Raw genomic sequence first — 25,444 nt, 5'->3', positions numbered from 1 at the left:
ATAAATTGTTGAGGGGTGACAAGCACACATCATTCGATAACCCGCAACTTGGGTTATTATAAAAATGAAGGTGGCACATACTTAATTGAAATTCGGCTCACTAATGTGAGTCAAATATTTAACTCATTTGATCCATCACCATTTTTAGAGAAAGACCTTGATGAAGATGCTGAATCTTACATTGTCCAGTCTGTAAGTGAATTTACCCTGAAAACTCCTTTAAAGCTAGTTTTTTACTTACCCAAACAGGGTCGAGATCGAGAAACACAAATTCTACCTGAAGCTATTCATAACTATTTTGATTACAGGAAGCATAATGCAGCCAGAGAACTTCGTCAGACTCTCCGCCGGGGTCGGATTTCATTGATAATTGGTCTTTTGTTTTTAGGCTTGTGTACCAGTATTAGCAAACTAATTACTTTGTTTAGCGATGGTACATTTGCGAACATTCTCACAGAAGGGCTTTTGATTGTTGGTTGGGTAGCAATGTGGCGACCATTGGAAATTTTTCTTTACGATTGGTGGCCTGTTCATCGAACTCAACAGGTTTTTGACAAACTTAGCTCAATAAAAATTGATATTCGCACTGTATAACTGATGCGTCAATGCTGGGAGCGATCGCACTACGAACTTGTGAAATTCTGTGTTTATTAAGTGCGATCGCTTAATAGCTGGCTGATGATTTCATCTTTGCCAGATACAAATTTAGCAAAGTGCTGTGCTAAAGGTGGTACAAGCACTAAAGGATTACTGAACCCGGAAAAAATATGAATACTTGCAAATTCTGGAATCGCACCAATTAAAGGAAGGCTATTAGAACTAAAAGCCACTAAGCAATGATGCCAGGTTCCTGGTAAATTTGCTAACGCTGGTAAAACTTGACCAATACTTTCCCGCAGCCAACTTTCACTTTCTTGGGAGTCTACTTCCGCATGAGGATCTGTAAGTGTGCGGCTAATTTGACCTAAGCGCAAACTACCATCTTGAAATTGTACGGCACCTGCATCTAAAATTGGCGGTACTGGCTGATTACCTGGTTCATTCCATAACTCATCAACTTGGGTAGATTTAGCTTCTAGTTGAAACCGTTGCAGATTGGCTGGCATCACTAAGGTACTTAATCGCACATCCACAGGTGGAGTTTTAATGATTTCTGCATGGGTGAAATACAGTTTGATGGGAATTCCAGCCGATTTTAATAGCTGGCGACTGAGTCCACCTGCACAAATAACTACGTTAGCACTATGGAAAGTAGCAGTATTGGTTTTTACACCATTTGATAGTACTTGCCACACTTGAGATATCTGCATTTCGCCGCCAAAACGTAGAAAAGCCTGAATGTAAGCTTGTGTTGTTTTTTCTGGGTGGATATGACCGTGTTTAACAGTTAAAGCACCTGAAACCGCATCTCGATTTAGCAGTGGTTCTAATTCACAAGCTTCTTTAACAGTGAGTAATCGGGGTGGAATGGCAAAATTAGCATAGTTTGCTGCTACTGCTTTGGGATCGCTAGCAGCTGGAATAGTGAGTAATAAATTCAATTCGCGAAATTCAATGTCAGCGTCTAACTCTTGAGATAGGATTTGGTAACGTGCGATCGCTTCTTCAGAGAGTTGACGAGTTAGCGGTGTAGTACCTGACCAATAAGCTAACCCACCATAACTATAACGAGTTGCGTTGTGTGGTGTTTCGTCTTGCTCTAACAACAGTACTGAAAAGCCTGTCTTTGCTAATTCGTAGGAAAGTGCAGCACCTGTAATTCCACCACCAACCACAATCCAGTCGTAAGTCTTCATTAATATGTTGCTTGTAAACGGCTCAACAGATATTCTCCCGCAAGGATGGGAGGATAAATTGGGGAATGATAATTTCGGCAGCTTTCAAGACAAGCAATTTCTGTATCGTCATTAGGATGACAGAAAAAAGCCACAGAATAACGCGACTGTTTCACCCTGTTGTCATTGGGAATCATTACCCGATGCTTAGTTGAGCAAAATACATGATTTGTCCAACGCTGCATTAAATCGCCAGTATTCACTACTACCGTACCAGGAATCGACGGTGCTGCAATCCATTCTCCAGATGCAGTTTGCACTTCTAACCCGCCAATGTCATCTTGGAACAGTAAAGTAATACTGCCATAATCAGAATGCTCACCAGCTCGTATCTGTCCGGGTTGAGGCGTTGTTTGTAACGGCGGATAGTGGAGCGAGCGCAGAGTATGATTGTGTTGATTGTGTTTGGAAGTAAAAAAATCTTCTGGTAATTCCAACGCCAAAGCAAAAGTTTGTAGCACTGTATTAGCTAGTTTTGTACAAGCGTCATAAAATGCAAGAAAACTAGGGTTTTGACCTGGGACATTTGAAGGGAACTCAGGTAAATCTTTCCTGTTCTCTTCTTGTTTACTTATATTAAACGCTTCTTTCAAATCTCCTGGTTGTTTGGGGTTCAGGCGTTCTCTTTCTATGCCGACATAGCCTGTATTACTAAATTCATCACTCCAAGCTAGCTGCTGCTTCACAGCTAAAGGTAAATTAAAGAAAGATTGACTTTGTGTGAATACTTGCTCTATCAATCCTTGTGATATTCCATAATTTTGCAAGTACATAAAGCCGATTTCATGGCAAGCTTGATAAATTTCTTTAACTACAGTTGACTTTGTTGTATTATCCTGGCTGAAGGCAGCTAAATTAATTATGGGAATTGCAACCATTTTACGATTAGTTTGTGAGTTAGCAAGGGGATAAAGTTTGCTAAAAATTATCCAATTCGAGACTGAAAAACATCAATCCCATTTACATCAAATTTGGGAAGAATATTGTAACTGGTCTAACTTAATATTTACCCATGAATTAGGTATTAGTTTTGATGTATCTCAGTTCTTAGAACAATACATGAGTCAACTTGAAGAATTTGTGCCACCATCAGGCCGTTTACTTCTGGGAGAGTACGACAATAAAATAGCCGGCTGTGCTTGCTTGCGAAACATTGGTGCAAATATTGGCGAAATTAAAAGGATGTATGTCAGACCAGAGTTTCAAAGAAAAGGCATAGGACGGTCTTTATTAATAGCTATTATCAATGAAGCTAGCCACATTGGTTATGCAAAATTAAGATTAGATACCGCACCGTTTACCAAAGCAGCATTATCACTTTATCGTTCACTGGGCTTTTATGAAATTGAACCATATTTTGAAAAAACTGAAATTCTTTTAGAATATCGTAATAACTGGGTTTTTATGGAATTGAGTTTAACATCATGAATATCCGCAGGGAAAATATTGCAGACTATCCAGCAATAGCTGAGGTAAATGTACTAGCTTTTGGACAAGAGAATGAGGCTAAGTTAGTTGAGGAGATTCGTCATTCTAACCGTTATATTCCAGAACTTTCCTTAGTTGCAGAAGTTGAAGGTTTAGTGGTTGGTCACATTTTATTCAGCTACATTAACCTAGTAGGTGAAGAAAGATTACAAGTACTTGGTTTAGCACCTATGGCTGTTCATCCACGTTTTCAAAGACAGGGAATTGGTAGCGCACTAGTACAAGCTGGTTTAGAAATAGCAGATACGAGAGGAGAAGCTATAGTTATAGTTTTAGGACATCCCCCATTCTATAGTCGCTTTGGGTTTGAGCTATCAGTTAATTATGCGATCGAGTCTCCTTTCCCAGTTCCAGAAGAATTTTTCATGGTTAAGCCATTGCAAAGTTATCAAGAAAGGTACAAGGGAAAAGTTGTTTATCCACCAGCTTTTGAGAAGGTGTAATTATTCCCAGACCTTTCAATCACTAATTTTATTATTCAGAGAAAGATAGAAAGATTGTAATTTTTTGGTTACAAAACCTGTATATAATCTTGTTATTTACATAACCTTTGTAAAAAGCATAAATCAATATAGTTACGCTAAGGAGCTTTTTTTGTGGCTATCTTAAAAGCTTTGTCATTAGCCTCAACTAGTGCAGTATTGATTATTGGCGGCATTGGGAAAATAGCTAAAGCTGAAATATCCAATCCTGCACCTCTATTTAAATATGTCGATAGCTACAGTACAAAAATATCTGCAAATAATGATCTAGCCGATATTTATTTTCCCAAATCATTAGGTAACAAAATAGGTAAGCGCTCATTTCCTATTGCTTTGTTATTACAAGGTGCAAATGTAGACAAATCCAATTACTCAAATTTTTCCCGAATAGTGGCTAGCTATGGATTTGTCGTAGTTGTTCCCAATCATCAAGCAAATCTTCCAAAGATTGGTACAGGACTTTTCGCTGATAGTTCACAAATAGAAGCTGTGTTAGCACAAATGAAGCTAGAAAATAAAAATCCTAATTCGCCTGTTGCTAACATTATTAATACAGAAAAACTAGGCTTGCTTGGTCACTCTTTAGGAGGTGCTGTAGGACTATCTGCTATTGCAAATCTATGCTTACCTTTTTTATGTCAAGGTTCTTTTAGTCGTCCTAAAGAACTCTTAGCAGGAGCATTTTTTGGTGCAAATCTTCGCAACCAAACTACTCAAAAATTTATCCCTATCAATAATTCCAACATTAAAGTAGCTCTATTACAGGGAACCATTGACAGTATAGCTCTTCCTTTTAGAGCGCAGGCAACTTACGAACAAATTCAAAACCCTCCTAAAACATTAATTAGCATTTTGGGTGCAAATCACTATGGCATCACAAATACTAACAACCCTGTGGGTGCAAGAGCAGAAAAAAAGTTGCCCAAGCTCAAGCAAAATACATCAATAGAAACTATTGCTCGTTGGAGTGGATTGTTCTTGCGTGCTACTATTTTAAATGACAAAGTTGCTTTGAATTATATATATTCTACAGGTGATAGTTTAGATGCAAATGTCACTGCGATTAGCCAAAGCAAAAAGTATACTAAATAATTTTCTCCTGCCAATCACTGTTCACCCTTAGTTAGGTAATATTCATGCGAGTAGAATGTGTTATTGGTCTTGAGTACTGCAACATTAGACTTATTGTAAAAATCTGAATTAAAAAACCACAGATGAACACCGATAAACACAGATATTTATCTGTGTGCATCTGTGTTTATCTGTGGTTCGATATTCAAAAATTTTATTTATGCAAGAAGTCTATTGATAATTCAAGGTGCGTTATCCTTCGGCATAACACACCCTACTGGACTGACACGACTAAAATCGTGCATTATTAAAAATCCATTTTATCGGTGTTCAAACCGAAGTTCAGATCGGCGGAAACCGCCGCTCCGACTTCTCTCTGTGTTCATCGGTGGTTTATTTTATTCTCGCTAATGTACTAATTTAGGTGTGTCACACCCCTACGTTAAGTTTAGATTTATTCATATATATTAAATTTTTCTTACTTCCTTACTTAAACCACGAGTGCTGATACTATACTCTTGGCTTCTAGCACAGATGCAACTTTTAAAATTAACGCTTCATTATAGGGTGCTGCGATTATTTGCACGCCTAAAGGTAAAGCATTTGAACGTTGAATTGGCACTGATAATACAGGTAAACCGATGAAAGATAATGGTTGAGTAAATAATCCTAGATGAGGACGAACTAGTATTTCTTGTCCATCTACAATCATAGTTTGTTGACCAATTAATGGGGCGGTAATTGGTGTAGTGGGAGCAAGAATTATATCCACATTTTGAAATATTTCGCGGATGCGATCGCGATACCATCTTCTAAACCTTTGAGCTTGCAAATACCACTGACTCGGTATTAACGCCCCAGCCAAAAAGCGATCGCGTGTTGCATAATCAAAATCTTGGGGACGCGATCGCAATTTCTCAAAATGCAGATTAGCCCCTTCACTGGCAGTAATAATAAATGCTGCTGCCCTAGCGCGATGTGCTTCTGGTATCGTAACGTACTCATTCACATCCAAAGCACGAGCAACTCGTTCTACTGCTGCTAAAGCTTCCGGTTCCGCACCCTTGACAAAATAATCGCCAGCAATCGCAATTCTGATCCCAGAGATATCTCGATTGAGTTGTGGTAAACATAATTCAGGAGAACGTTTTGTACAAACCGGATCGCGATCGTCTTCTCCTTGCAGTAGATCAAACGTTGTCGCAATATCCCGTACCGAACGCCCAAAAGGGCCAACATGGTCAAAACTGCTAGAAAATAAAGCTACCCCAGCACGAGATAACCTTCCATAAGTGGGTTTTAAACCAAAAATCCCACAAAAAGCAGCCGGAACGCGAATCGAACCATTAGTATCAGAACCCAGCGTTAACGGAACTAAACCAGCCGCCACCGCCGCCGCCGAACCACCAGATGAACCACCAGCCACGCGCTGTAAATCATGGGGGTTGTGAGTAGCGCCGTAATGGGCATTTTCCGTCACAAACCCATAGGCGTACTCATCCATATTTAACGCACCAACCAAAACAGCACCAGCCTGCTTCAACTTGGCGACTGCTGTTGCATCTTGGGTAGCTGGGGGATTTTCGGCATTAATTTTCGCACCCGCTAGAGTGGTTAAACCAGCGATATCGTAGAGGTTTTTCGCTGCAAAAGGCACACCAGCCAACGCCCCAGGATTATTACCTTGAGCAATTTCGCTGTCAATTCTGGCTGCATCTGCTAAAGCCGTTTCCGCAATCACCGCCGTAAAACAATTCAGTTCACGATCCCGTGCAGCAATTTTGGCTAACGCAGCCTGAGTCACTTCCACCGCGCTAAGTTTACCTGCACGCACAGCCGCAGCTATTGATACAGCATCATTCATGGTTCAAACACAGGTGCAACTTCAATCTCCTCTGATATGGGGAATTCATTTACCAAGAGAGCGATCGCTTTAATTCTCTCAAAGTTTGCTACCACCCCATCACGATACTCATCCCTAAGCTGCAAATCCACCAACAACGCCATCTGATCCACATACCCACCCACATCAAACCCTTGACTCTCCATCTTTCTTCCTTTGCGTTCTTCGCGTCTTCGCGGTTCGTCAATCTAAATCTACAACTTCTTGCGGCAATTCAAACAAACCATCTTCCCCAGATTCAAAAGCGATCGCTTGAAATACAGCATCAATATTTAACTCACCATAAATATGAGGAAATAACTCACCTATTTCCGCCTCTTCATAACGAACTTCAGCTTTAACTTTATCAGCATTAATAAATAGCAATATTAATTCCTTCTGGTTAGGGTAAAACCTATTTGCAACCTTGACTATTTGGCTAGCTTCCGAACAATGGATAAAACCCTCAGTATCTAGTGAATCAGCGCGATAACTACCGAGTATTTTTGCTTGTTCCCATTTTTTCGCTTGCGTCATATGGAGGATAGTTTTCATGTTGCTCGCACATTTTCTGAATTTCATCTAGAGCTTAATAAGCCTAAATGGGTTCATATGGATAAAATTCAATAACTAAGTTATTTCGTTCATTAATATTAGGATATATGAAGATCTGAATTTCTAATTTTCCTTTTTGCCACCCTCTACCATCAGCTTTAAGAACTTGACAATCTTTAACAGCATTTAGTTTAACTTCACTGAAGGGAATGGACTCATCACCAGCAGAGATGTTAGCAAATAAACTACCAACTGAATCATTAGTAAGCTGAGTTTTATATGTGCGAATTTCCTGACGCCATTTCTTAATAAATTGTTGTATAAGTAATTCTCTTAATCTACTTATTTTATAAGTATCTTTTTCAAATAAAACTACATCATCTACACAATCTAATAAAATACATTTATTTTTCATGTCACTATTGATACGAGAATTAAAAGTAGCAATCTACAGTTACGACTAAATTATATTGTAATTTTCTTGACAACAGTTTAGTAAAAATACTGTAATAAAAACAACAAATACAAACCTAAGCATCTGTTAAGCGATCCCCTTACACAATTTTCTTTTAAATATCACGCACAGACGGTGATTCTTTGCGCCTTGGCGTGAGAAATCATCCTACAAATTACACGGAACACAAACATCTGGCGCACATAAACCCTCTAGCTTCAACGTTGTCACTTCAAACGAATTTAAATCAACACAACGAATTACGTGATTATTAGTATCAGCAATATATAAATTTGAACCCATAATACTCAATCCTGAAGGTTCAAAAAATCTACTATTTTTTCCTTCACCATCTTGCAAACCCATCACGCCATCGCCCAAAATTGTTTGACAATTACCTGTGCTGGGACTAACTAACTTAATTTTGTGGTTGTAAGTGTCTGCTACCCATAAATAATTCTGAGAATACTCCACCCCTAAGCAATGCTGTAAACGGACATTTTCGCCTTGCCCATCTACATCGCCAAAGCCAAATAAATCACCACTACCGCACACAGTTCTCACTAAACGTGGTTCCACTATTCCCACACCACGAATTGAACTTACTTCACTGTCAGCAATATATAATTCTTCGCCATTACTACTAATACCACTAGGTTGAGCAAAAGCAGATTCATTTAAGGAACCATCAATACAAGCTTCTGCGCCCATACCAGCATAAGTTTTGATAACCCCAGTTTCTAAATCCATTTCCCAAATTTGATGGCTTCCCGCCATCGCAATAAACAAGGTATTTCCTACTTTCACCAAATCCCAAGGAGAATTTAGCGCTGTGTCTAAACCAGCGCCACCATGAGGACGAATATTACGACTTTGTTCACCAGTTCCCGCGGTAGTTTCTACAACCTGACGCTGCAAATCAACTCGCCGCAAAGCATAATTTTCTGTATCAGTAACATAGAGAATTTGATTATCTGCATCAAATGCCATTCCTTGAGGTGCAGAAAACTGTGCTTCACTAAAATTACCGTCAGTTAAACCAGATTTCCCTGTGCCAATTACGTGGAGAATTTCCCCTTCAAAACTACTCATCACTAAACGATGATGACCAGAGTCAGCAATAAATAAACCTGCTGATGTTGCTAGAACTTTGCCAGGAAAAGCCAGGGGTGTAATTAAGGGTTGGCGCTGTTTTTCTAAATTCAGGCTGAATTCTTGAAAATTAATTGTGCCTTTTTCGCGATGTTCTTGAATTAGTTTTTCAATTAGTTGGTCTAAAGCATGAAGATGACCTTCACCAGCAACATAGCCAATTACATAACTTTCTGGATCAATAATCATTAAAGTAGGCCAAGCACGTACAGCATACTCTTGCCAAACCCGAAAACCAGTATCTACTACAACAGGATGTTCGATGTCATAGCGCAAGATAGCTTGACGAATATTTTCAGTTTCTTTTTCGTTGTCAAATTTAGCAGAGTGGACACCGATAACTGTCAGGCTATCTTGATATTTTTGTTCTAAATATTTCAAGTCTGGTAGGATGTGTAAACAGTTAATACAACAGTATGTCCAAAAGTCTAATATTATAACTCTGCCCTTGAGTTGTTTAATAGATAATGGTTTATCGGTGTTAAACCAAGGGGAGTTTTGCGGTAGTTCTGGCGCTCTAACACGGGGAATCATAAATTATTTTAAGAGATATTTTTTAATTTACTCCATAATTCAAGTGCAGGAATGTGACAAATCCCAGCAAATTGGGCATCTGCTGTTTCTATCACAATCCACTCACCACTTTTTAATTGCCCAATATCAATTGCCACATAAGGAACTCTAAGACATTCAGAGGCTAGAAGTGCCAAGTTTAAAACTTGTTTTTCTTCTTGTTGCGATAACTTGCTCAAATCATCTTTCCCATCCCAATAATATCCATACTTGAGAATTTGATGATTATAAATAAAGCATCTAAATTCTCTTCCCATAGGAAAGCTATTAGGAGCTAGACGTTGATGTCGCAGCTTCACTAACTTTCTGACAATTACTCTACCCCGTGAACCATATTTGAGCTTTAATAACCATTCTGTTAACTTAACTAATTCTTCTTGATTATTGGCTACACAAGACTCCCATCCTTGTTGCTTTCTTGATTGAACTGCGCCTTTAATAAATACAGGAAATCCTAATAATTCACCTGCTTTGATACATTCCTGCGTCGATGTAATCACTACGCTATCAGGCGTTAATCCTTGTAAATGCGGGTAAAACAAGTCAAATTCTAGTGCTGTCTGGTGTTCTAAAGGAGTATTAAGTAATTCTATACCTTTAGCTAAAGCGGCTTGATATATAGCTTTATACCGTTCCAATTCAGGAATATATCCTATCCAAATGCCAGTGGTTTGTTTTGTATATATGGGAATATGCCATAGAGCATTTTCTGCTGTACCACAGCGTTGAAAATCTCTCGGTATATGGTAGACTTTAAAGCCTAATATTTGAGCAGCTTCCGTCATTAATTTATTTTCACTAGCGCTGGCTGATGCTTCTATTTGTTCGGTAGATTCGCTTAAAACAATCATTTATTTACAGCGCTTTTCATTTGAATAGAATTCATGCTTTGAACGCAAAATTCACGGAAGGGCACAGCATTGCTGTGCCCCTACCTTATCCCTTGACACACAAGACTTGCTTAAGTGTTGCTACAACTTCGACCAAATCTGATTGATTTTCCATTACTTGGTCTATTGGCTTGTAAGCACCAGGAATTTCATCTAATACACCTTCATCCTTACGGCATTCTACGCCCTTTGTTTGCTCAATTAAATCATCAAGTGTGTAGACATTTTTTGCCTTATTTCTAGACAGTAATCTGCCTGCACCATGACTGCATGAACAGAAGCTGTGAGCGTTACCTTTGCCTTTGACAATGAAAGATTTTGCTCCCATCGAACCAGGAATTATGCCATAGTCTTCAGCTTGGGCACGAACTGCGCCTTTACGAGTCACATACACATCTTCGCCAAAATGTACTTCTTTTTCGGCGTAATTGTGATGACAATTCACTTGTAATAAGGGTTTAGTAGCTTTTCCACCTGCTAGATGTTTTTCGATGATGCGCTTAAATCTTGCCATCATCACATCGCGGTTGAAACTTGCGTAATCTTGTGCCCACTGCAAATCGTTCCAGTATGCCTGAAATTCTGGTGTACCAGCTACAAAATGAGCCAAATCTGGATCGGGTAAATTATTACCTGCCATCTTTGCTAATTCTTTGGCTGTATTAATATGGCACTGAGCTAAATTATTGCCGATGTTGCGCGAACCAGAATGCAGCATCAACCAAACTTGGTTCTCTGTATCAAGGCAAACTTCAATAAAATGGTTTCCTCCACCGAGAGAACCCATCTGTTTCATGGCTTTACTTTGTAGATTTTGCACACCGCGATGCAAGTCTTTAAAATCACTCCAGCGTTGCCAATTAGTAACAGATTTTTCAACCTCTTTATTTTCGTTGAATCCAGTAGGAATTGCTGCTTCAATATCCAAGCGAATTTTCTTCAGCTTGCCTTCTAGTTGTTCAGCAGTAAATGGCATTTTAATCGCACACATACCGCAGCCCACATCTACACCAACAGCAGCAGGTATAATTGCTTCTTTTGTTGCTAGTACAGAACCTACTAAGGCACCTTTACCTAAATGGACATCTGGCATCAATGCTACGTGTTTAAACACAAATGGCAGTGATGCTACATTCTTGGCCATTTTGGTTTCTTCTGGTCCCAAAGCATGATTAGCCCAAGATAAAACTGGTGCTGGTGTAGGAATTTCTAACTTTTCGTAGGGCATAATTTTCTTTATATAAGATTGTTCCAGTGTAATTTGAAATTAGATGCAGCTTTAAGCATATACATCAGGTTTAATTGTATTAATTTACATCTTGCTTGATATAAAATTTGTTTCTTCACAGTTAATCAGACTGAAGAAGTATTCCAAGCTTTGAGAGTTTGTATTATTAATGTAGTATATGTAATTATCTGCGTCAACCAATCAGCAATCAGTAATCGCGTTAGCGTTCGCGTAGCGTCTCTGAAAGAGAAGGCATCGCTCCCCAAACAAAAGCAGAGTGCTGAGAAATATATTAAAATTTGTAAAGAATATCACTGTGGTTGAAATAGTCCAATCCTATGGCGGTTCCTCAAAATCCATTCTGGGAACGTTTTTTATCCCCTGTAGTCCGGTTTTTGATTGATGAAGAGGGGTTAGAACGTTATGCTCAAAGTATTGACTGGGAGAAACAGAGCGATCGCTTTCAACGAGCTGATGTTGCAATTCCCTATTACTACAGTAGCTACAAATTTCGTGGAATTGAGGGCGGCTATCTTAACCCTCAGGTAGTAGTTTCCTACGATCCAATTATCCAATACCTGCTGCCTCCTAACGAAACCCTTGTACGTCAGGCTTTGATTGATGCGATTAAAGTCCAACCCCGGCGCATACTTGACTTGGGTTGCGGCACAGGTTCTACTACGTTGATGTTAAAACAGGCTTTCCCGCAAGCGGAAGTTATAGGATTAGATTTATCCGCTTATATGTTGGTAATGGCAGAACATAAAGCCACAAGTGCTGGATTAGAGATACTTTGGCGACATGGTAATGCCGAGAAAATAGCCTTTCCTGATGCTGCTTTTGATTTAGTAACAGCTTCTTTATTATTCCGCGAAATCCCAACTGCCGTATCACAGGCGATTATACAGGAAAGCTTTCGATTACTCGTAGCAGGTGGGCAAGTATTAATTTTAGATAGTAATCAAAAGGCCCTACGTCAGCTAGAATGGCTCAATGATGTTATTGAGGAGCCATATCTTCGCGAGTATGCCGCTCTCAATCTCAATGAAAGTATGGGTAAAGCAGGATTTTCAACCTTGCCAATCCAGGATGTTTGGTGGATGCATCAGGTAACTAGTGGCGTAAAACCTATTTCCAAAGAAGATGTAACTACCTACAAAAAAGTTCGGCAGTACGTATCTAATTCAACAGATAGCAGTGATTTGGAGGATCTAGGGTCCCCAGTTTTTGGCATAAGAGCATGAGTTTAAAGGCAGTTTTATTTGATTTTAATGGTGTCATCATTAACGATGAGCAAATCCACCTGCAACTGATAGATGAGATTCTCATTCAGGAAAATCTCCAACCCCAACGAGTCAATGAACGTCAAGCTTCTTTAGGACGCAGCGATCGCGCTTGTTTTCAACAACTATTGCAAAATCGCGGTCGTGTCGTCAGCGAAGAGTATTTAACTCAGTTGTTGAACCGGAAGGCGCAGGGATATGCCTTGGAAATAGAGAAAATTGAAAAGCTGCCTTTATATTCAGGTTTAGACGACTTAATCTTTCAGGTGCGTTCGCGTAATCTGAAACTAGGGCTAGTTAGTGGTGCAATTTACAAAGAAATAGAACTGGTACTCAATCGCGCTCAACTAGCCGAACATTTTTCAGTGATCGTAGCTGGTGATGATATCACTACCAGCAAACCAGAACCTGATGGTTATCTATTGGCTGTAGAACGGCTAAACCAAAAATATCCTGACTTAAACCTGCAACCACAAGAGTGTTTGGCAATTGAAGATACCCCAGCTGGTATCCAAGCAGCCAAACGAGCGCAAATGCAAGTAGTGGGTGTAGCAAATACTTACCCTTTCCATATGCTTCAGCGCTGCTGTAATTGGACTGTGGATTATTTGACTGATTTGGAACTGGAACGAGTACAGGAAGTTTATTCCCAAAAAGAGTTACAAGTAACGGCGGGCGAATGTTAAAATGGAAAATGGTGAATATTAAAGATTGAAGAGTCAACTCAAATAAGAGTGTCCGAAATCTTTAGATATGGGGAATTAGCTCAGTTGGTAGAGCGCTGCGATCGCACCGCAGAGGTCAGGGATTCGAGTTCCCTATTCTCCATTTGGAGATTAAATTATTATTGCCAGCTTTAAAGAATTATTATGAACAATAATGGGCTACTTTTTGCCAATTATTATGAACTCTAATTTAGAATTTTACAGCCTACTTCGACTCTTAAATCACAAATTATCAAGCAGCTTTACAAAGCCCTGGGTGTATATCTGAAACTGTTGATTTACGGTCTAATTATAAAAATCTAGATGAAAATGGCAAGTAAGAATTCAGCACCCAGGAGTCAGAAGTCAGAATTTAGCGGTAATCTAGTAGATTAGTAAATTGATTCATCAAATATTTCTCCTTATTCTTTAACCCTTTCGGCTTCAGAATTCTTACAATGGCAAACTATTACTTTAGGGAATGGAAAAAACTGAATGTTTAGCCTCACAACTGATAGCCGCAGGAATTGAACCAGAAACTTGAGTAACTAGCTACCAGATCACTAAAGTCTCTACAATTCCTTTGTTAGCTAAAAAAGTTTTGCTCGACCTATGACGAATCAAGCTCCAATACCTGTTATTGTCAACGGTGCTGCTGGCAAAATGGGCCGCGAGGTAGTGAAAGCTGTAGCACAAGCACCTGACTTAAACCTAGTGGGTGCAATTGACAGTAGTCCCGAACATCAAGATAAAGATGCTGGAGAGTTGGCGGGTTTAAGCGAACCCCTAGAAGTGCCAATTACCAATCAATTAGAACCAATGTTGGGATACGTGGCTGGTGACAGACAAAGCCCGCCAGGGGTGATGGTAGACTTTACCCATCCCGATTCAGTTTATGACAATATTCGCAGTGCGATCGCTTACGGTATTCGTCCGGTGGTTGGCACTACTGGCTTAAGTCCAGAACAAATTCAAGATTTGACAGACTTTGCGGACAAAGCTAGTACTGGTTGTCTAATTATTCCTAACTTCTCCATTGGTATGGTACTGCTACAACAAGCAGCGATCGCCGCATCCCAATATTTTGATCACGTAGAAATTATCGAACTGCATCATAATCAAAAAGCCGATGCGCCTAGTGGGACAGCGATTCAAACCGCACAATTACTAGCAGAGCTTGGTAAAACTTTTAACCCTGCTCTAGTAGAAGAGACAGAAAAATTGACTGGAGCTAGAGGCAGTTTAGCAGAAGAAGGCATTCGGATTCATAGCGTGCGATTGCCGGGATTGGTTGCCCATCAGGAAGTGATTTTTGGCGCACCAGGTCAAATTTATACTTTACGGCATGATACGAGCGATCGTGCTTGTTATATGCCAGGAGTATTACTAGCAATTCGCAAAGTCTTACAGCTAAAGTCATTAGTATATGGATTAGAAAAGATACTATAAACTTCAAAGGTATTGGACATTGGTCAATGGTCATTTGTCCTCTCTTACAAAGTTCTGATCGGAGGACGCCTCCGCTCAACGCCAGTTCGTTCAAGTCGGGAAACCCGCCCACACGACTGGCTCGACTTTGCGCTTTGTCCTTTGTCCCACTTGTCCCCCTACTCCCTGCCCCCTGCCCCGCGCCCGCGCCTCTTCCCCAGCCTCTCTAAACACTCACTACTCAGCACTCATGCTCGTCCCACTGACTCGACAGAAATTTGAACAAGTAATGCCATTGATTGCCAGTGGTCCCCAGTACAAGCATTACTGGGGAAAGTTTTCTAACTTCATACAGCGGCTATTAATTTCTGTAGTTGCTGTAGTTGTGGTTCTGCTTGTCAAAGTTTTTTTTAGAATTGACTTTGATCTAATAGTCTTTATCCTGGGGATAGTCGGCGCGTTTTTCTGGCTGTGGTATCCAGTATTTCAAGCCAGTGTGCGGAATGCAAAATGCCGCCGTTACAAATACAGCGGCTTTTTCCGAGGCCGAATAATCGATTGGTGGATCACAGACCAGTTAATTGGCAAACAGGAAACTGTTAATAGCAAAGGAGAGTTGGTAATTGTAGAAAATCGAGAAAAGCGGATTAACTTAGAAGTCGGCGATGACACAGGATTTAGCATTGAGTTTGAAGCTCCACTAAAGCCTGCTTATAAAGTCATTACTCGGGGACTAATAGCCGAAATGGTGGTGATGTCAAATCGCCGAGATTTGGGCAGAATAGAAGAATTCAGCGATATCTACATTCCCAGCCGTGACTTGTGGGTAAGCGACTATCCTTATGTGCGACAAGATTTCTTTGGTGAAGTCAGCCGTCGCTTACGTGAAGATTCAGAAGATAGGCCGCGTCGGCGTCGTCGTCAACAGGAAGAGAGGGAAGAAGACGATGAGCGATATTAATTCTTCACTGTGTTGTTGCTCTGCTTCAATTTCACCTATTCTGATCTTGCCCGTAGGCTTGCCAAGCCAAGTCTACCAATCCATTAACGATCGCAGCCGCTACAACTGCATTGCCTTTTCGGCTGTCAATTATAATGTTTGGCACCAAAGATTCTTGCAAGCGTTCTTTAGCAATATCGACATCCACAAAACCAACTGGGGTAGCAATTACCAAAGCAGGTCGAATTTCTTCTGCTTCAATTAAATCAACTATTGCTGTCAGTGCCGTTTGCGCCTGACCGACAATAAAAATGCCTTCTCGATAACGCTGCGCTAGAGTTTCTATTCCCCAAGCTGCACGGGTTTTTTCTTTTTGAGGACGTGTCGGGGTTTCAAAGCTGCAATATACCGCATTGGCAAAAGTGTTTTGAATATCGTAGCTAATGCCTACTTGCACCAAGGGCACATCTACCACGATAGTGCTACGCGCCGCCAAGGCTGCTGCTCCAGCTTGCAAGGCGTGCTCAGAAAAGCGAATTAAAGACTTATACTCAAAGTCGGCTGTGGCGTAAATTACCCGCCGGACAATTTCATATTCTGCTGGTGAAAATACATGATCGCCAATTTCACTATCAATGATTGCTAAACTTTGAGCATCAGTTACGTGCCATTCCATTACCATTCAGCTCTAAGATCTCAGCTTTCAGCTTATCAGCTTCAGACCTTCCCTAAAACTGAGTGCTGAGTAATAGGTAAAAATTAAGTTAATCAGCAACAGCCTTTGGGTGAAGATCGTTCCGACGCTCCTTCCTTCTCCCAAGGGGAGACGCTACGCAAATGTCGCTAACGCTAACGCCAGTTCCCTAGGTTGGGAAACCCGCTTACCTTAGGGAACGGCTGCGCCGAATAGGACTGGAATCACCAGTTGCTTTTTAGTCGGGAAGCCTCCGTTCAGGCTTCTCTTCGCAAAGTGCAGGCTCTGAATCACTCATAGCTCAGCATTGGAAGAAGACCGAGTGAAAATAGGCGAAAGATAAGCCACCAAAGCGCCAATCAGAAAACCAGCGATATTACGAAATAGAGGTAGCCAATCAGTTGTTCTTGTAACTACCGGGCCAATACCGAAGGCAATAAACAAGATACCCCATAAAGGAGAGAAAATTAAGGCCCATTGCCAAGCAAAAATTTGTCCTTCGCGCTGGGGTTGAGATGCAAATCCACAAACTACTCCACCGATAACTGAGGTAATCAGAGTGAGAATCCACTGTTCGCGTGGCAAGCCGGGAACCACTTTACAACCACCTTGAAGTAAACAACCCTTAACTGAATCTAAGGCTTGTAGAATAGCTTGGTCTTCACCTTGTTCTCGGACAAAATACAAATTGCCAAAGCGTGTTTGTAGTTCAATCCAGAAAGTTCGGGGTAAAAACTCGTAAACCGCGTCGCCAACACTAAAGCTGAGGATGTTACCACCACGTGAATCGGCAACTAGCAGAATACTTTTATCATCTAAACCCCAAAAATTGATGACTGCGCGACCAGGAGTGCGATCGTATTGGGTCAATACTCGCAGTTTCCAACCGGTTTCAGCTTGAAATTGCTCTAAATCATGAACAAGCTTTTCTTCTTGGACATCGGTGAGCGATTTGGCTAAGTCTACAACTGGAGTAGGAGTATTGGGTAGTAACTCAGGATTGTCATAAGCCAGTGCTGGTGGAGAATGCATCACCCAAATTGACCCAGCCAAGAAAAATACTGCAATAGATACCAGAATTCGTCGCCAAAAACAAGATTGCATGGACGTTTTTATACAAATATCAACAGTAGAAGTGAACAAGTTGTTTTAAAAGGTACGGGAAAAGAGATACTTCTTTACACTTGTTTACTTTACTCTAATCTAGGGGAATTAATCTATAAGGATCTAAGCAAATAGTGAGTTATATTCTCTCAGATTTGGTATTTGTCATTTGGCATTGGGCATTGATGACTAGTTGTCTCCCTAGTCCCTTTCAAGACAAGTCTTGATCGTCGAAACTCGTTTCCCAACCAGGAGCTTCACTATAACCGTCATTAGTACGGTAGACTTCTGATTTATTGCGGCGATTTTCTTGCCTGAGCGCTTCTCGTTCACGTAAATTGAGAGATGTTTTTTCAGTGCTTGGCAGACGATCAAGCGATCGCCTGGGAGGTTTTTGGCGCGTGAAGGTTTTCCAAGCAGTTTTAACACCCACAAAGATGCTGCGTGTGCCTACTTGAAGGTTCTGAGCCTGTTTTTTTGCACTATCCAAGCTTTGATCGACTTGTTTAACTACTTGACCGGCACTTTTAACACCTTCACTGACATCATCGGTTAAATCAGTAATTTCTAAACCAGTGGTTCGGATAGCATTAAGAGTAGGCGGTAACTCTCGTGAGAGAGTATCAAATAACTTTTCTGCACTGCGAGCCGCACGCGCTAATTCCTGCAAAGCCGGTATAGCCGCCACTAAAACAGCAGTCAGACTAGCGGCGACTAAGAGTATGGAAAATCCCAGCCAAAATAGCGGATCGATCACGGTTATGCTATCTATGAACGTTCTAGATTCTGGGCAAGAGAATCTGAGTCTTCTTCGGTTTGCGAATCGGCGCTGCGGTTTTCTACAACGTTTTGCCGCTTTAAGACTTGGCTTTCTCTTTGAGTAGCAACAATACCAGCTGCGATCGCTTCTCTGAGTCTGTCTAAAGTTTCATCCCAGTTGCGTAGTGCGTTAGCAGAGAGACGATCCGCTTGGATTTGTACACTTGTTGATAAATCTTCTGCCAATTCTGGTAGGGCATCGGCAGATTTTTTTAAGAGTTTACGCGTTTCGCGCCCTGTGCGTGGAGCGACGAGCAAACCTGTCAAGGCTCCGATGGTTGCCCCTAGCATCAAACCGCCAATAAATACTCCAGAACGGTTGTTAGACATTTTTATATTGTTTCTCTCCTTACACCCATTTTAGGTGGGTTTTCTCCCGTTGCAAAACTCAAGCAATTTTAATTATTTAAACCTATAGTGACTATGATCTGCGGTAGAAATGTTGCTTTGACGGTCATTTTGCTACTGTCTTCTTGCCAAATGTAGAGCCTAAGCTCTGAAAAGAGCGCCGCCAGACTTGTCTTCCTAAAAACAATAGACTGATAATTTGCCGTACTTGTTGAATTTGCACCTCTAGGCTTTGGTTTCTCTGCCGCAGGTTAGAAATTTTCTGCTGGGCAGTATAGATATTTTCGGGTGCTGCATACAGTACTGCATGGCTATAACGTTCATAAGTAGCTAATCTATCTGCTACTATCCGTATTTGTTGCTTCAGCTTCCACATTCGCCAAGCCACATAGAGTAGCAGGAGCGAAATTAGGATATTAAGTATAACAACTAAGGTTACCATTTTTACCTTAAATATAGATAATATGGCAGTACCCAGGCTGCTGGATCATTGTGGGCAGATAGCAAGAGTAGATTGCTATAACTCCGTCCTATTAGAACCAGATGTGCGCCTAGGCACACCTCAAACAGGGTTTTGTCACGGTCATTATGCAACCTGCGACTAAAAATTTACTCTACCTCTTCCAGAGTTCAACCTTGGCGCATCTGTGCCAATTGATTTTCATCGCTAAATTGTAGACTCTGTAATCCACAGACTACAATGTTAGACCTTGGATCATCAGAATTGTTTGGGTCGGAAGACGCCAGGATCATGAAACCACTCAAAGGGATGCTAGTAACTTCCTTTTACAAAAATTAAGTGTATTTAGTTTTATTTAAGTAACTAAACATAATCGCACAATGTCATTTGGCTTGCAATTACTATCAATATTTATGTCCATCTAAATTATGAATTAGATGATTTTTCCTGCTTCATTTTTTTGATTACTTCTATGTAAATATTAATCTCGCTAACTTCTAAATCATGCTCAACTCTGGTTACTCTCCATTTCTCCTTTTTTAAGTAAACTTCCTCTCCTATTCTGGGAATAAATTGGAGATCGTAGAACTTTCTGATAAAATCTTTTTGATTTTCTTCCCATAAGATTACTTTGACTACTTCTTTACTCATTGGTTATCCCTTTTTGTAACTAAATGATACTCAGTAGTTTGATGACATGCATAGAGCAAGTTTATCTTACTAATTCCATGCAATAACGTAGTGAAAACCACATTCTTTAAATTGATATTTTTGTGCTGTTTTAGTATGTCCGATAAAGTGACAGCGCAATACATAACCTTGGTGAGTAAACTGTTACAAATCAAGTTTGCACATTTGGGATGCTCTAGTTAAATGTGCGTTAGATTATTACTCTTATGATTTAGTTAAAACATTTTGTAAGGATGTCTTTGCTTAATATAATATTTGTTCAGTTTGCGCATTTTAATTGATCGGGGAATGGGCGATCGCATCTGGATCTAAATTTTTGAGAGTAATCGCTCATCTTTAAACATGAACTTTCCCATCAGGCATAATTGCCCCCTGGAATTCTACATCCGTGAGAATAGCTCCTGTTAAGTCTGCTCCTTTGAGATTGGCATAGCTTAAATCTGCTCCTTCCAAACTGGCTCCGCTGAGATCTGTCGCCATATCTTCCCACTCGATTCTCTGACTAAGATTTGCCCGGCACAACTTTGCTTTATCTAAGTTTGCATGATGTAGTGAAGCGGCTCTGAGGTCTGCGTAGCTTAAGTCTGCGCCAGTTAAAACAGCATATCCCAAGTCTGTACGCTGGTCGGAACTGGGGCGTAAATCGGCTTGAAATAGCAGAGAACGCGAGAGTTTTGCACCGTTTAGATTAGCGCCACATAAACTAGCTTTGATTAAGTTGACTTCTTCCAAATTAGTATGATTTAGCTTCGCACCCGTCAAATCCGCTTCTCGGAGAATGGCACGATACAAATCGGCTTCACTCAAGTTTGTACCCCAGAGGATGGCTTCACTTAAATCTGCCTCTCGTAGACAAGCTTGGTTGAAGTTGCTTTTGCCTAAGCGTGTCTGACGTAAATCGCTATAACTAAAATCTATGCCGCTCAAACACGATTCTAAACAATTGGCAATGCATCGTCGTTCTATTGCTGATGAACCTGCGATCGCCTTTTCTGCAAAAGAATTACATAAAGCACGGCTAGGTTTTCCCACTGGACTGGGCACAGTCATAATATCTTCTGGACGGGCATGGAGATGAAATTCTTTATAACGGCGATCGCCATCACCTTGACTTATTCATTAAATCACTAAATAGCTTTTGAGTAATTTGACTCCCATACGGGCGGATCTGTATACCCAGAAACTGAAAAATTATATAGATTCAATTAATGATCGTCAGATATGGATTGTCGCAAAGGGCGGGGAAACCCCACCCCTACAGATTTTCAAAAAACTCCTGTATTACTGCGCAGAGCCTTCAGGCTTTCTGCCTGTTGGAGAATGCGATCGCTAATGCGATTGCAAGCTAACTCACAAAGTTCAAAAATCATCGGGTCGGAAATCTCGTAAAAAGCACTTGTACCTTTGGGCTGACGAGATAAAACCCCTGCCTGAGTTAACACTTTTAGATGCTTGGATAGATTGGCCTGTCCTAAGCCAGTCGCTTCCGCAATTTCCATCACATTCATCGGGCCTGACTTAAGACAGATCAAAATCTGTAGTCGGCTAACTTCTGATAGCACCTTGAAATACTCAGCAACCGCCGCGATAACTGCTGGTTCAGCCTGATATGGCTTGATTTTTAGCATAGGTAGATTTATTCGTCAGCAAAAAAATAGTTTATTAATAATTAAGTATATTGACATTTTCTCTTTACGCAGCTTCCTTTTGTGTAGAGATTTTCGTTTGGAGTCGGGTGAATAGGGAAGTGTTGCCTCTTTCAAAGTTGATTGATGCCAAAAATCAGTTAAAAATATAAAGGCAGCAGGCAGTAGGCAGAAAGGGTAGCATTTTCATCCTTTAGTTGTAGGAACGTGTCTCCTTAAGGAAGAGCTACGCTAACGCCCGTGGCGGTCTTGTTAGTATAGATTAACTTCATCTATAAATTATCTACTACTTGGTGTTGCTTTTAAAGTGGAAATGACTGATGAGTAATTAGTGACTTTTGTGTTGGGCGCGTGTTTCTGCTTGTTCAAGTACACTTAGGACTATACTCAAAGCTAAATTTCTTTGATTTGGTTCATTCCAATTTAAATCCAAAGCTGCTTTCAAGCTTGATGAGCCAAGCATTGATGCTTCCAGTTTAAATGCATAAGTGAACAACAACGAAAGTTTTTTTAGTGCAATTTCTTTGGCAACCTGCGCTACTAATTTCTCATTAACGTATTCCATTACTAGAGGTTGTTGAGTATAGCTACTGGATTTTTTCTCAATTAGCGATCGCCCATTTAACGCTTCTAATGCCTCTAACAAACGCGCCTTTGAAATAGTCGGTACAATATATTTTTGCAACTGATCAATTGTTGTCCATTCACGATTAATCGCTAATTGGTACATCACAGTTTGTTCTAAAGCAGATAAGCGATTGAATTGTTGCTCTAATAGGCGACGGATACCATTGAACACCATTGTGTCTTGTTTTAAAAAATCCTCGATACTCTTATCAAAGAGGTCTTGAATAGTAGTGGCAACAATTTTGAGGGCTAATAAATTGTTACTGTAGCGTTCACATAATGCTTGCTTTTTTTGTGGAGAACCGACTAAGCCCTTTGTTTGTAGCAAGGCAACGGCTGCTTCTTGTGAGCCTTTTAATTGCAAAGTACGTACTGCTAATTCTACGCCTTCAAAGGTAGCTATTTCAGCTGGTTTTTCGCGGCTAGTAAGCATCACACAACTTTTATGACTTGTTTCCCCTACTACGCGCAGCAGTTCGCCATATCCTTCATAGCCTGGGCTATACTGTCCAGCTTGCTCTGCATCTAAAATCGTTTCCAAGTTATCTAAAATTACAAGACATCGCGCACTACGCAAGTAATGAATCAATTGCCCTATGTCTGCTTTAATGCTTTGCTGATTTGATAAAAACAGTATTAAGTCAGTTAAAAGAGTTTCTAAAGGAGGAGCGTTAGCCAGGCTGCGCCAGATAATAAACTCAAACTCTGCTTGCAGAATTTGGGCTAGTTTCACGCTACAAGCACTCTTACCAATTCCACCCATACCTAACAGTGCAACTAATCGACATTTGTCTTGCAAAATCCACTGTGTAAGAGTAGCAAGTTCGTTTTGCCGTCCGTAAAACAACGAAACATCAACTGCTTCACCCCAGTCTTGGCGTGAGGAACTTAATAATTGTGTTTTGCAGTCTGCATCTGGGGTTAGAGGTATTAATTGAGACGCTTTTTCTTTGCTTTCCAGCAACAGCAATCTTCGCTCCAATGCTGTTTGAAAGTTGGTTTTGCTAACTTGTTCTCCCAAGGCTTCAGAAAGCATCTTCCACAGCTTTGGCCCAACATCACGCCTGACATAACTTTCAGAGTATCCAGAATCTTCTGCAATCTTTTCGTAGGTTAGCCTTTGAAGTGAACCCACAATAATTGCTGCTTCAACATCATTGAGATATCTGCCAAAACGCTCAAAGAGCGCAGCGTTTACTGTAGAGAGTTTTGGCTCAAAGTCCATCTTTTCATTTTTTATACCGACATGCTAATCATACCTGACATTTTCAGACATTTATAAAAGATTGAGTATAACTTAACTTCTAACAAGCCTAACAGTGGAGTGAAATATCCTAATTCAAACGCTTATAATTTTCAAACAATATTTAAATTTATATTTAGCCAAAAACCTGACTTTCTTAGCCTTTAAAAGCAGACATTTTATGTAATGACACAGATAAAATATCGAATTATCTTAAGAGCATAAATACAATATGTGCCAAAACAATGGATGAATTTGATAGTAAAGTCGCTCTAATTACAGGTGGCAATTCAGGTATTGGTCGAGCAGCAGCATTAGCTTTCGCTCACAAAGGAGCAAAAGTGGTGATCGCTAGCCGCAGAATTCAAGAGAGTGAAGAAACAGTTTCATTAATTCAAGACAAAGGTGGTACAGCTATATTTGTCCAAACTGATATAACTCAAGCCATCCAAGTTGAAAACTTAATTGCTCAAACAGTTAACCATTACGGTCGCATTGACTATGCATTTAATAATGCTGGTGTTGAAGAACCTGTTACTTCTAGCGTGGAACAATCTGAAGAGATTTGGGATTTAGTTATTGATACTAATCTGAAAGGAATTTGGTTATCTATGAAGTATCAAATTTCCCAAATGTTAAAACAAGGTGGAGGTTTAATCATCAACAATTCCTCTATTCTTGGACTAGTTGCCTTACCTAATGTTCCTATTTACACTGCTAGTAAACATGGTGTTATTGGTTTAACAAAATCATTAGCTTTAGAACACGCTAAAGACAATATTCGGATTAATTGCGTATGCCCTGGAGGCATAGAAACAGATTTGCTAGCTCGTAATCTAGATATTTTAGGTGAAGAAGGTAAGACCAAATTTATATCTTTACATCCTATGGGTCGTTTAGGTAAACCAGAAGAAATAGCTAGTAGCGTTATCTGGCTTTGTTCACAGGCAGCTAGTTTTATTACTGGACAATCGTTAGCTATTGATGGTGGCTTTACAGCGCAGTAGTTTTAATTATCTTGTTTTTACTTAGATTCAGGTATTAATCCAAAGTTTGGCGATTTTGTTACTCGTATAGCTAAAGCCTAGGAGCTGCGATTAATTGTCAGGTGCTAATTGCGATCGCAGTCGATATTGCCAATCAAAAGCACAAAGACCCAGGTAATGATTTTGCGTATTCATGTGAGTTTAGACGCGATTTAATCAAGTCGAAAACTTCAGCATTCTGAATGAGATTTTTGAAGCAAGGAGAAAAGCAATGACAACAGCAATCAGAAGACTCGATTACTCAACCCGCGACCAAAAAGGCAAGGTAGCTTTTTACTTATGTTTGTGGAAACGCAAAGGCATTTCCCTAGAACTGTTCAATAACTATTGGAAGAATGTGCATGGCCCTGTCTGTGCCCGTCTTCCAGGACAGTATCAATACTGGCAGTTTCACCTAGCTCAAAATGAAGCTGGCATTTGGCCGACAACTGTCGGCATAGATTACACCTGTACTGAAGAAGAACAATTTCCGGCAATTGCCGAGTTAACCTTTGAGTCAGAAGCTGAACGCGATATCTGGTTCAAATCTGCCGCCATTCTCATGGATGATGAACGCAACATCTTCAGCAAAGCAATTGGTTACATAACTAATTCTGGCAATTCCAAAACTTATATTGATAGCATCCCTACAGGAGATCCCAACGGAAAATTGGGTGTGGTTAAGTTCCACGTCATGATTAAAAAATCTCATGCTGTGAGTGTGGAAGCTTTTCGCAGATACATGACAGACATTTTTGCCCCTGCTGTGATCCAGAGCAATTCTGTCTTGAAGTTCCGACTGCATTTATTAGAGGAAGTAGAT

Annotated in this window: 28 protein-coding genes and 1 tRNA gene; 11 read left to right on the top strand and 18 right to left on the bottom strand. The window is 40.3% G+C overall.

Translation table 11 applies throughout. The features are described from left to right. Positions 1–15 precede the first annotated feature (15 nt). Complete coding sequence (locus tag BV372_RS25230; protein WP_218776765.1) at positions 16–594, top strand: hypothetical protein; 579 nt, start codon at positions 16–18, stop codon at positions 592–594. A 56-nt stretch (positions 595–650) separates the two neighbouring features. On the opposite strand, the gene BV372_RS25225 is transcribed toward BV372_RS25230, so the two are convergent. Then, positions 651–1,796: an FAD-binding oxidoreductase gene (locus BV372_RS25225; protein WP_086689240.1), complete on the bottom strand. Its 1,146-nt coding sequence runs from the start codon at positions 1,794–1,796 to the stop codon at positions 651–653. After that, positions 1,796–2,713: an isopenicillin N synthase family oxygenase gene (locus BV372_RS25220; protein WP_086689239.1), complete on the bottom strand. Its 918-nt coding sequence runs from the start codon at positions 2,711–2,713 to the stop codon at positions 1,796–1,798. Before BV372_RS25220 ends, BV372_RS25225 begins: the two co-directional genes overlap by 1 nt. A gap of 37 nt (positions 2,714–2,750) precedes the next feature. Between BV372_RS25220 and BV372_RS25215 the strand changes: the two genes are divergently transcribed. The 3 genes from BV372_RS25215 (at position 2,751) to BV372_RS25205 (ending at position 4,897) form a co-directional block, all read left to right on the top strand. After that, positions 2,751–3,263 carry a GNAT family N-acetyltransferase gene (locus BV372_RS25215; RefSeq protein ID WP_086689238.1) on the top strand — a complete coding sequence of 171 codons (513 nt, stop codon included), beginning with the start codon at positions 2,751–2,753 and terminating at the stop codon, positions 3,261–3,263. Continuing rightward, complete coding sequence (locus BV372_RS25210) at positions 3,260–3,766, top strand: GNAT family N-acetyltransferase (RefSeq protein ID WP_086689237.1); 507 nt, start codon at positions 3,260–3,262, stop codon at positions 3,764–3,766. Before BV372_RS25215 ends, BV372_RS25210 begins: the two co-directional genes overlap by 4 nt. Positions 3,767–3,919: 153 nt before the next feature. Next, positions 3,920–4,897 carry an alpha/beta hydrolase gene (locus BV372_RS25205; RefSeq protein ID WP_086689236.1) on the top strand — a complete coding sequence of 326 codons (978 nt, stop codon included), beginning with the start codon at positions 3,920–3,922 and terminating at the stop codon, positions 4,895–4,897. 469 nt (positions 4,898–5,366) lie between these two features. On the opposite strand, the gene BV372_RS25200 is transcribed toward BV372_RS25205, so the two are convergent. From BV372_RS25200 to BV372_RS25170, 7 genes are all read right to left on the bottom strand, one after another. After that, positions 5,367–6,740 (bottom strand): AtzE family amidohydrolase, encoded by a 1,374-nt coding sequence (locus tag BV372_RS25200; RefSeq protein ID WP_086689235.1) that lies wholly within the window; start codon positions 6,738–6,740, stop codon positions 5,367–5,369. Continuing rightward, a complete protein-coding gene (locus BV372_RS25195; RefSeq protein WP_086689234.1) occupies positions 6,737–6,925 on the bottom strand; it encodes a DUF4089 domain-containing protein in 189 nt (62 codons plus the stop codon). Before BV372_RS25195 ends, BV372_RS25200 begins: the two co-directional genes overlap by 4 nt. A 37-nt stretch (positions 6,926–6,962) precedes the next feature. Beyond that, positions 6,963–7,313 (bottom strand): DUF952 domain-containing protein, encoded by a 351-nt coding sequence (locus BV372_RS25190; protein WP_086689233.1) that lies wholly within the window; start codon positions 7,311–7,313, stop codon positions 6,963–6,965. Positions 7,314–7,356: 43 nt separating this feature from the next. Next, positions 7,357–7,728: a KGK domain-containing protein gene (locus tag BV372_RS25185; protein WP_086689232.1), complete on the bottom strand. Its 372-nt coding sequence runs from the start codon at positions 7,726–7,728 to the stop codon at positions 7,357–7,359. Between the two features lie 207 nt (positions 7,729–7,935). Beyond that, the gene (locus tag BV372_RS25180; protein ID WP_086689231.1) at positions 7,936–9,453 is read right to left on the bottom strand and encodes a thioredoxin-like domain-containing protein; all 1,518 of its coding nucleotides are present in this window, start codon (positions 9,451–9,453) and stop codon (positions 7,936–7,938) included. Between the two features lie 8 nt (positions 9,454–9,461). Then, positions 9,462–10,343 (bottom strand): ATP-grasp domain-containing protein, encoded by an 882-nt coding sequence (locus tag BV372_RS25175; protein WP_086689230.1) that lies wholly within the window; start codon positions 10,341–10,343, stop codon positions 9,462–9,464. Positions 10,344–10,428: 85 nt separating this feature from the next. Further along, on the bottom strand, positions 10,429–11,610 hold the full coding sequence (locus BV372_RS25170) for an RtcB family protein (protein WP_086689229.1): 1,182 nt from the start codon (positions 11,608–11,610) through the stop codon (positions 10,429–10,431). Positions 11,611–11,948: 338 nt separating this feature from the next. Here BV372_RS25170 and BV372_RS25165 point away from each other — a divergent pair, with 338 nt between their 5' ends. The 5 genes from BV372_RS25165 to BV372_RS25145 all read left to right on the top strand — a co-directional run bounded on the left by BV372_RS25165 (position 11,949) and on the right by BV372_RS25145 (position 15,986). Next, on the top strand, positions 11,949–12,854 hold the full coding sequence (locus tag BV372_RS25165) for a class I SAM-dependent methyltransferase (RefSeq protein ID WP_086689228.1): 906 nt from the start codon (positions 11,949–11,951) through the stop codon (positions 12,852–12,854). Further along, positions 12,851–13,579, top strand: coding sequence for an HAD family phosphatase (locus BV372_RS25160; RefSeq protein ID WP_086689227.1), 729 nt, complete (start codon positions 12,851–12,853; stop codon positions 13,577–13,579). The genes BV372_RS25165 and BV372_RS25160 overlap by 4 nt, the downstream gene beginning before the upstream one ends. A gap of 69 nt (positions 13,580–13,648) precedes the next feature. Next, positions 13,649–13,721, top strand: a tRNA-Ala gene (locus BV372_RS25155). 488 nt (positions 13,722–14,209) lie between these two features. Beyond that, the gene (gene dapB, locus BV372_RS25150; protein WP_086689226.1) at positions 14,210–15,046 is read left to right on the top strand and encodes a 4-hydroxy-tetrahydrodipicolinate reductase; all 837 of its coding nucleotides are present in this window, start codon (positions 14,210–14,212) and stop codon (positions 15,044–15,046) included. A gap of 229 nt (positions 15,047–15,275) precedes the next feature. Continuing rightward, complete coding sequence (locus BV372_RS25145) at positions 15,276–15,986, top strand: phosphate ABC transporter permease (RefSeq protein WP_086689225.1); 711 nt, start codon at positions 15,276–15,278, stop codon at positions 15,984–15,986. A gap of 31 nt (positions 15,987–16,017) precedes the next feature. Here BV372_RS25145 and BV372_RS25140 read toward each other — a convergent pair whose 3' ends face one another. The 9 genes from BV372_RS25140 to BV372_RS25100 form a co-directional block, all read right to left on the bottom strand. After that, positions 16,018–16,641 (bottom strand): precorrin-8X methylmutase, encoded by a 624-nt coding sequence (locus tag BV372_RS25140; protein WP_086689224.1) that lies wholly within the window; start codon positions 16,639–16,641, stop codon positions 16,018–16,020. 312 nt (positions 16,642–16,953) lie between these two features. After that, positions 16,954–17,763 carry a TPM domain-containing protein gene (locus BV372_RS25135; RefSeq protein ID WP_086689223.1) on the bottom strand — a complete coding sequence of 270 codons (810 nt, stop codon included), beginning with the start codon at positions 17,761–17,763 and terminating at the stop codon, positions 16,954–16,956. 211 nt (positions 17,764–17,974) lie between these two features. Beyond that, positions 17,975–18,520, bottom strand: a complete 546-nt coding sequence (locus BV372_RS25130; protein ID WP_086689222.1) for a hypothetical protein — start codon at positions 18,518–18,520, stop codon at positions 17,975–17,977. Between the two features lie 11 nt (positions 18,521–18,531). Continuing rightward, positions 18,532–18,912, bottom strand: a complete 381-nt coding sequence (locus BV372_RS25125) for a YtxH domain-containing protein (protein WP_086689221.1) — start codon at positions 18,910–18,912, stop codon at positions 18,532–18,534. Positions 18,913–19,036: 124 nt separating this feature from the next. Continuing rightward, positions 19,037–19,372 (bottom strand): hypothetical protein, encoded by a 336-nt coding sequence (locus BV372_RS25120; RefSeq protein WP_086689220.1) that lies wholly within the window; start codon positions 19,370–19,372, stop codon positions 19,037–19,039. 444 nt (positions 19,373–19,816) lie between these two features. After that, a complete protein-coding gene (locus tag BV372_RS25115; RefSeq protein WP_086689219.1) occupies positions 19,817–20,041 on the bottom strand; it encodes a hypothetical protein in 225 nt (74 codons plus the stop codon). Between the two features lie 375 nt (positions 20,042–20,416). Further along, positions 20,417–21,130 (bottom strand): heterocyst differentiation pentapeptide repeat protein HetL, encoded by a 714-nt coding sequence (gene hetL / locus BV372_RS25110; RefSeq protein ID WP_086689218.1) that lies wholly within the window; start codon positions 21,128–21,130, stop codon positions 20,417–20,419. A gap of 215 nt (positions 21,131–21,345) precedes the next feature. Continuing rightward, entirely contained in the window at positions 21,346–21,708 is a 363-nt protein-coding gene (locus BV372_RS25105) for a helix-turn-helix transcriptional regulator (protein ID WP_086689217.1), read from the bottom strand. A 346-nt stretch (positions 21,709–22,054) separates the two neighbouring features. Continuing rightward, positions 22,055–23,578, bottom strand: coding sequence for an NB-ARC domain-containing protein (locus tag BV372_RS25100; RefSeq protein WP_086689216.1), 1,524 nt, complete (start codon positions 23,576–23,578; stop codon positions 22,055–22,057). A 263-nt stretch (positions 23,579–23,841) separates the two neighbouring features. Between BV372_RS25100 and BV372_RS25095 the strand changes: the two genes are divergently transcribed. Both BV372_RS25095 and BV372_RS25090 read left to right on the top strand, forming a co-directional pair. Then, positions 23,842–24,603, top strand: coding sequence for an SDR family oxidoreductase (locus tag BV372_RS25095; RefSeq protein ID WP_086689215.1), 762 nt, complete (start codon positions 23,842–23,844; stop codon positions 24,601–24,603). A 250-nt stretch (positions 24,604–24,853) separates the two neighbouring features. Beyond that, on the top strand, positions 24,854–25,444 hold a 591-nt coding region (locus BV372_RS25090; protein ID WP_179198227.1), incomplete at its 3' end, for an EthD domain-containing protein.

Source organism: Nostoc sp. T09, from assembly GCF_002154695.1.
In the GTDB taxonomy this organism is placed as follows: domain Bacteria; phylum Cyanobacteriota; class Cyanobacteriia; order Cyanobacteriales; family Nostocaceae; genus Aulosira.
The sequence above is the reverse complement of the archived record's forward strand: the minus strand, read 5'-3'. Positions and strand labels throughout refer to the sequence as shown.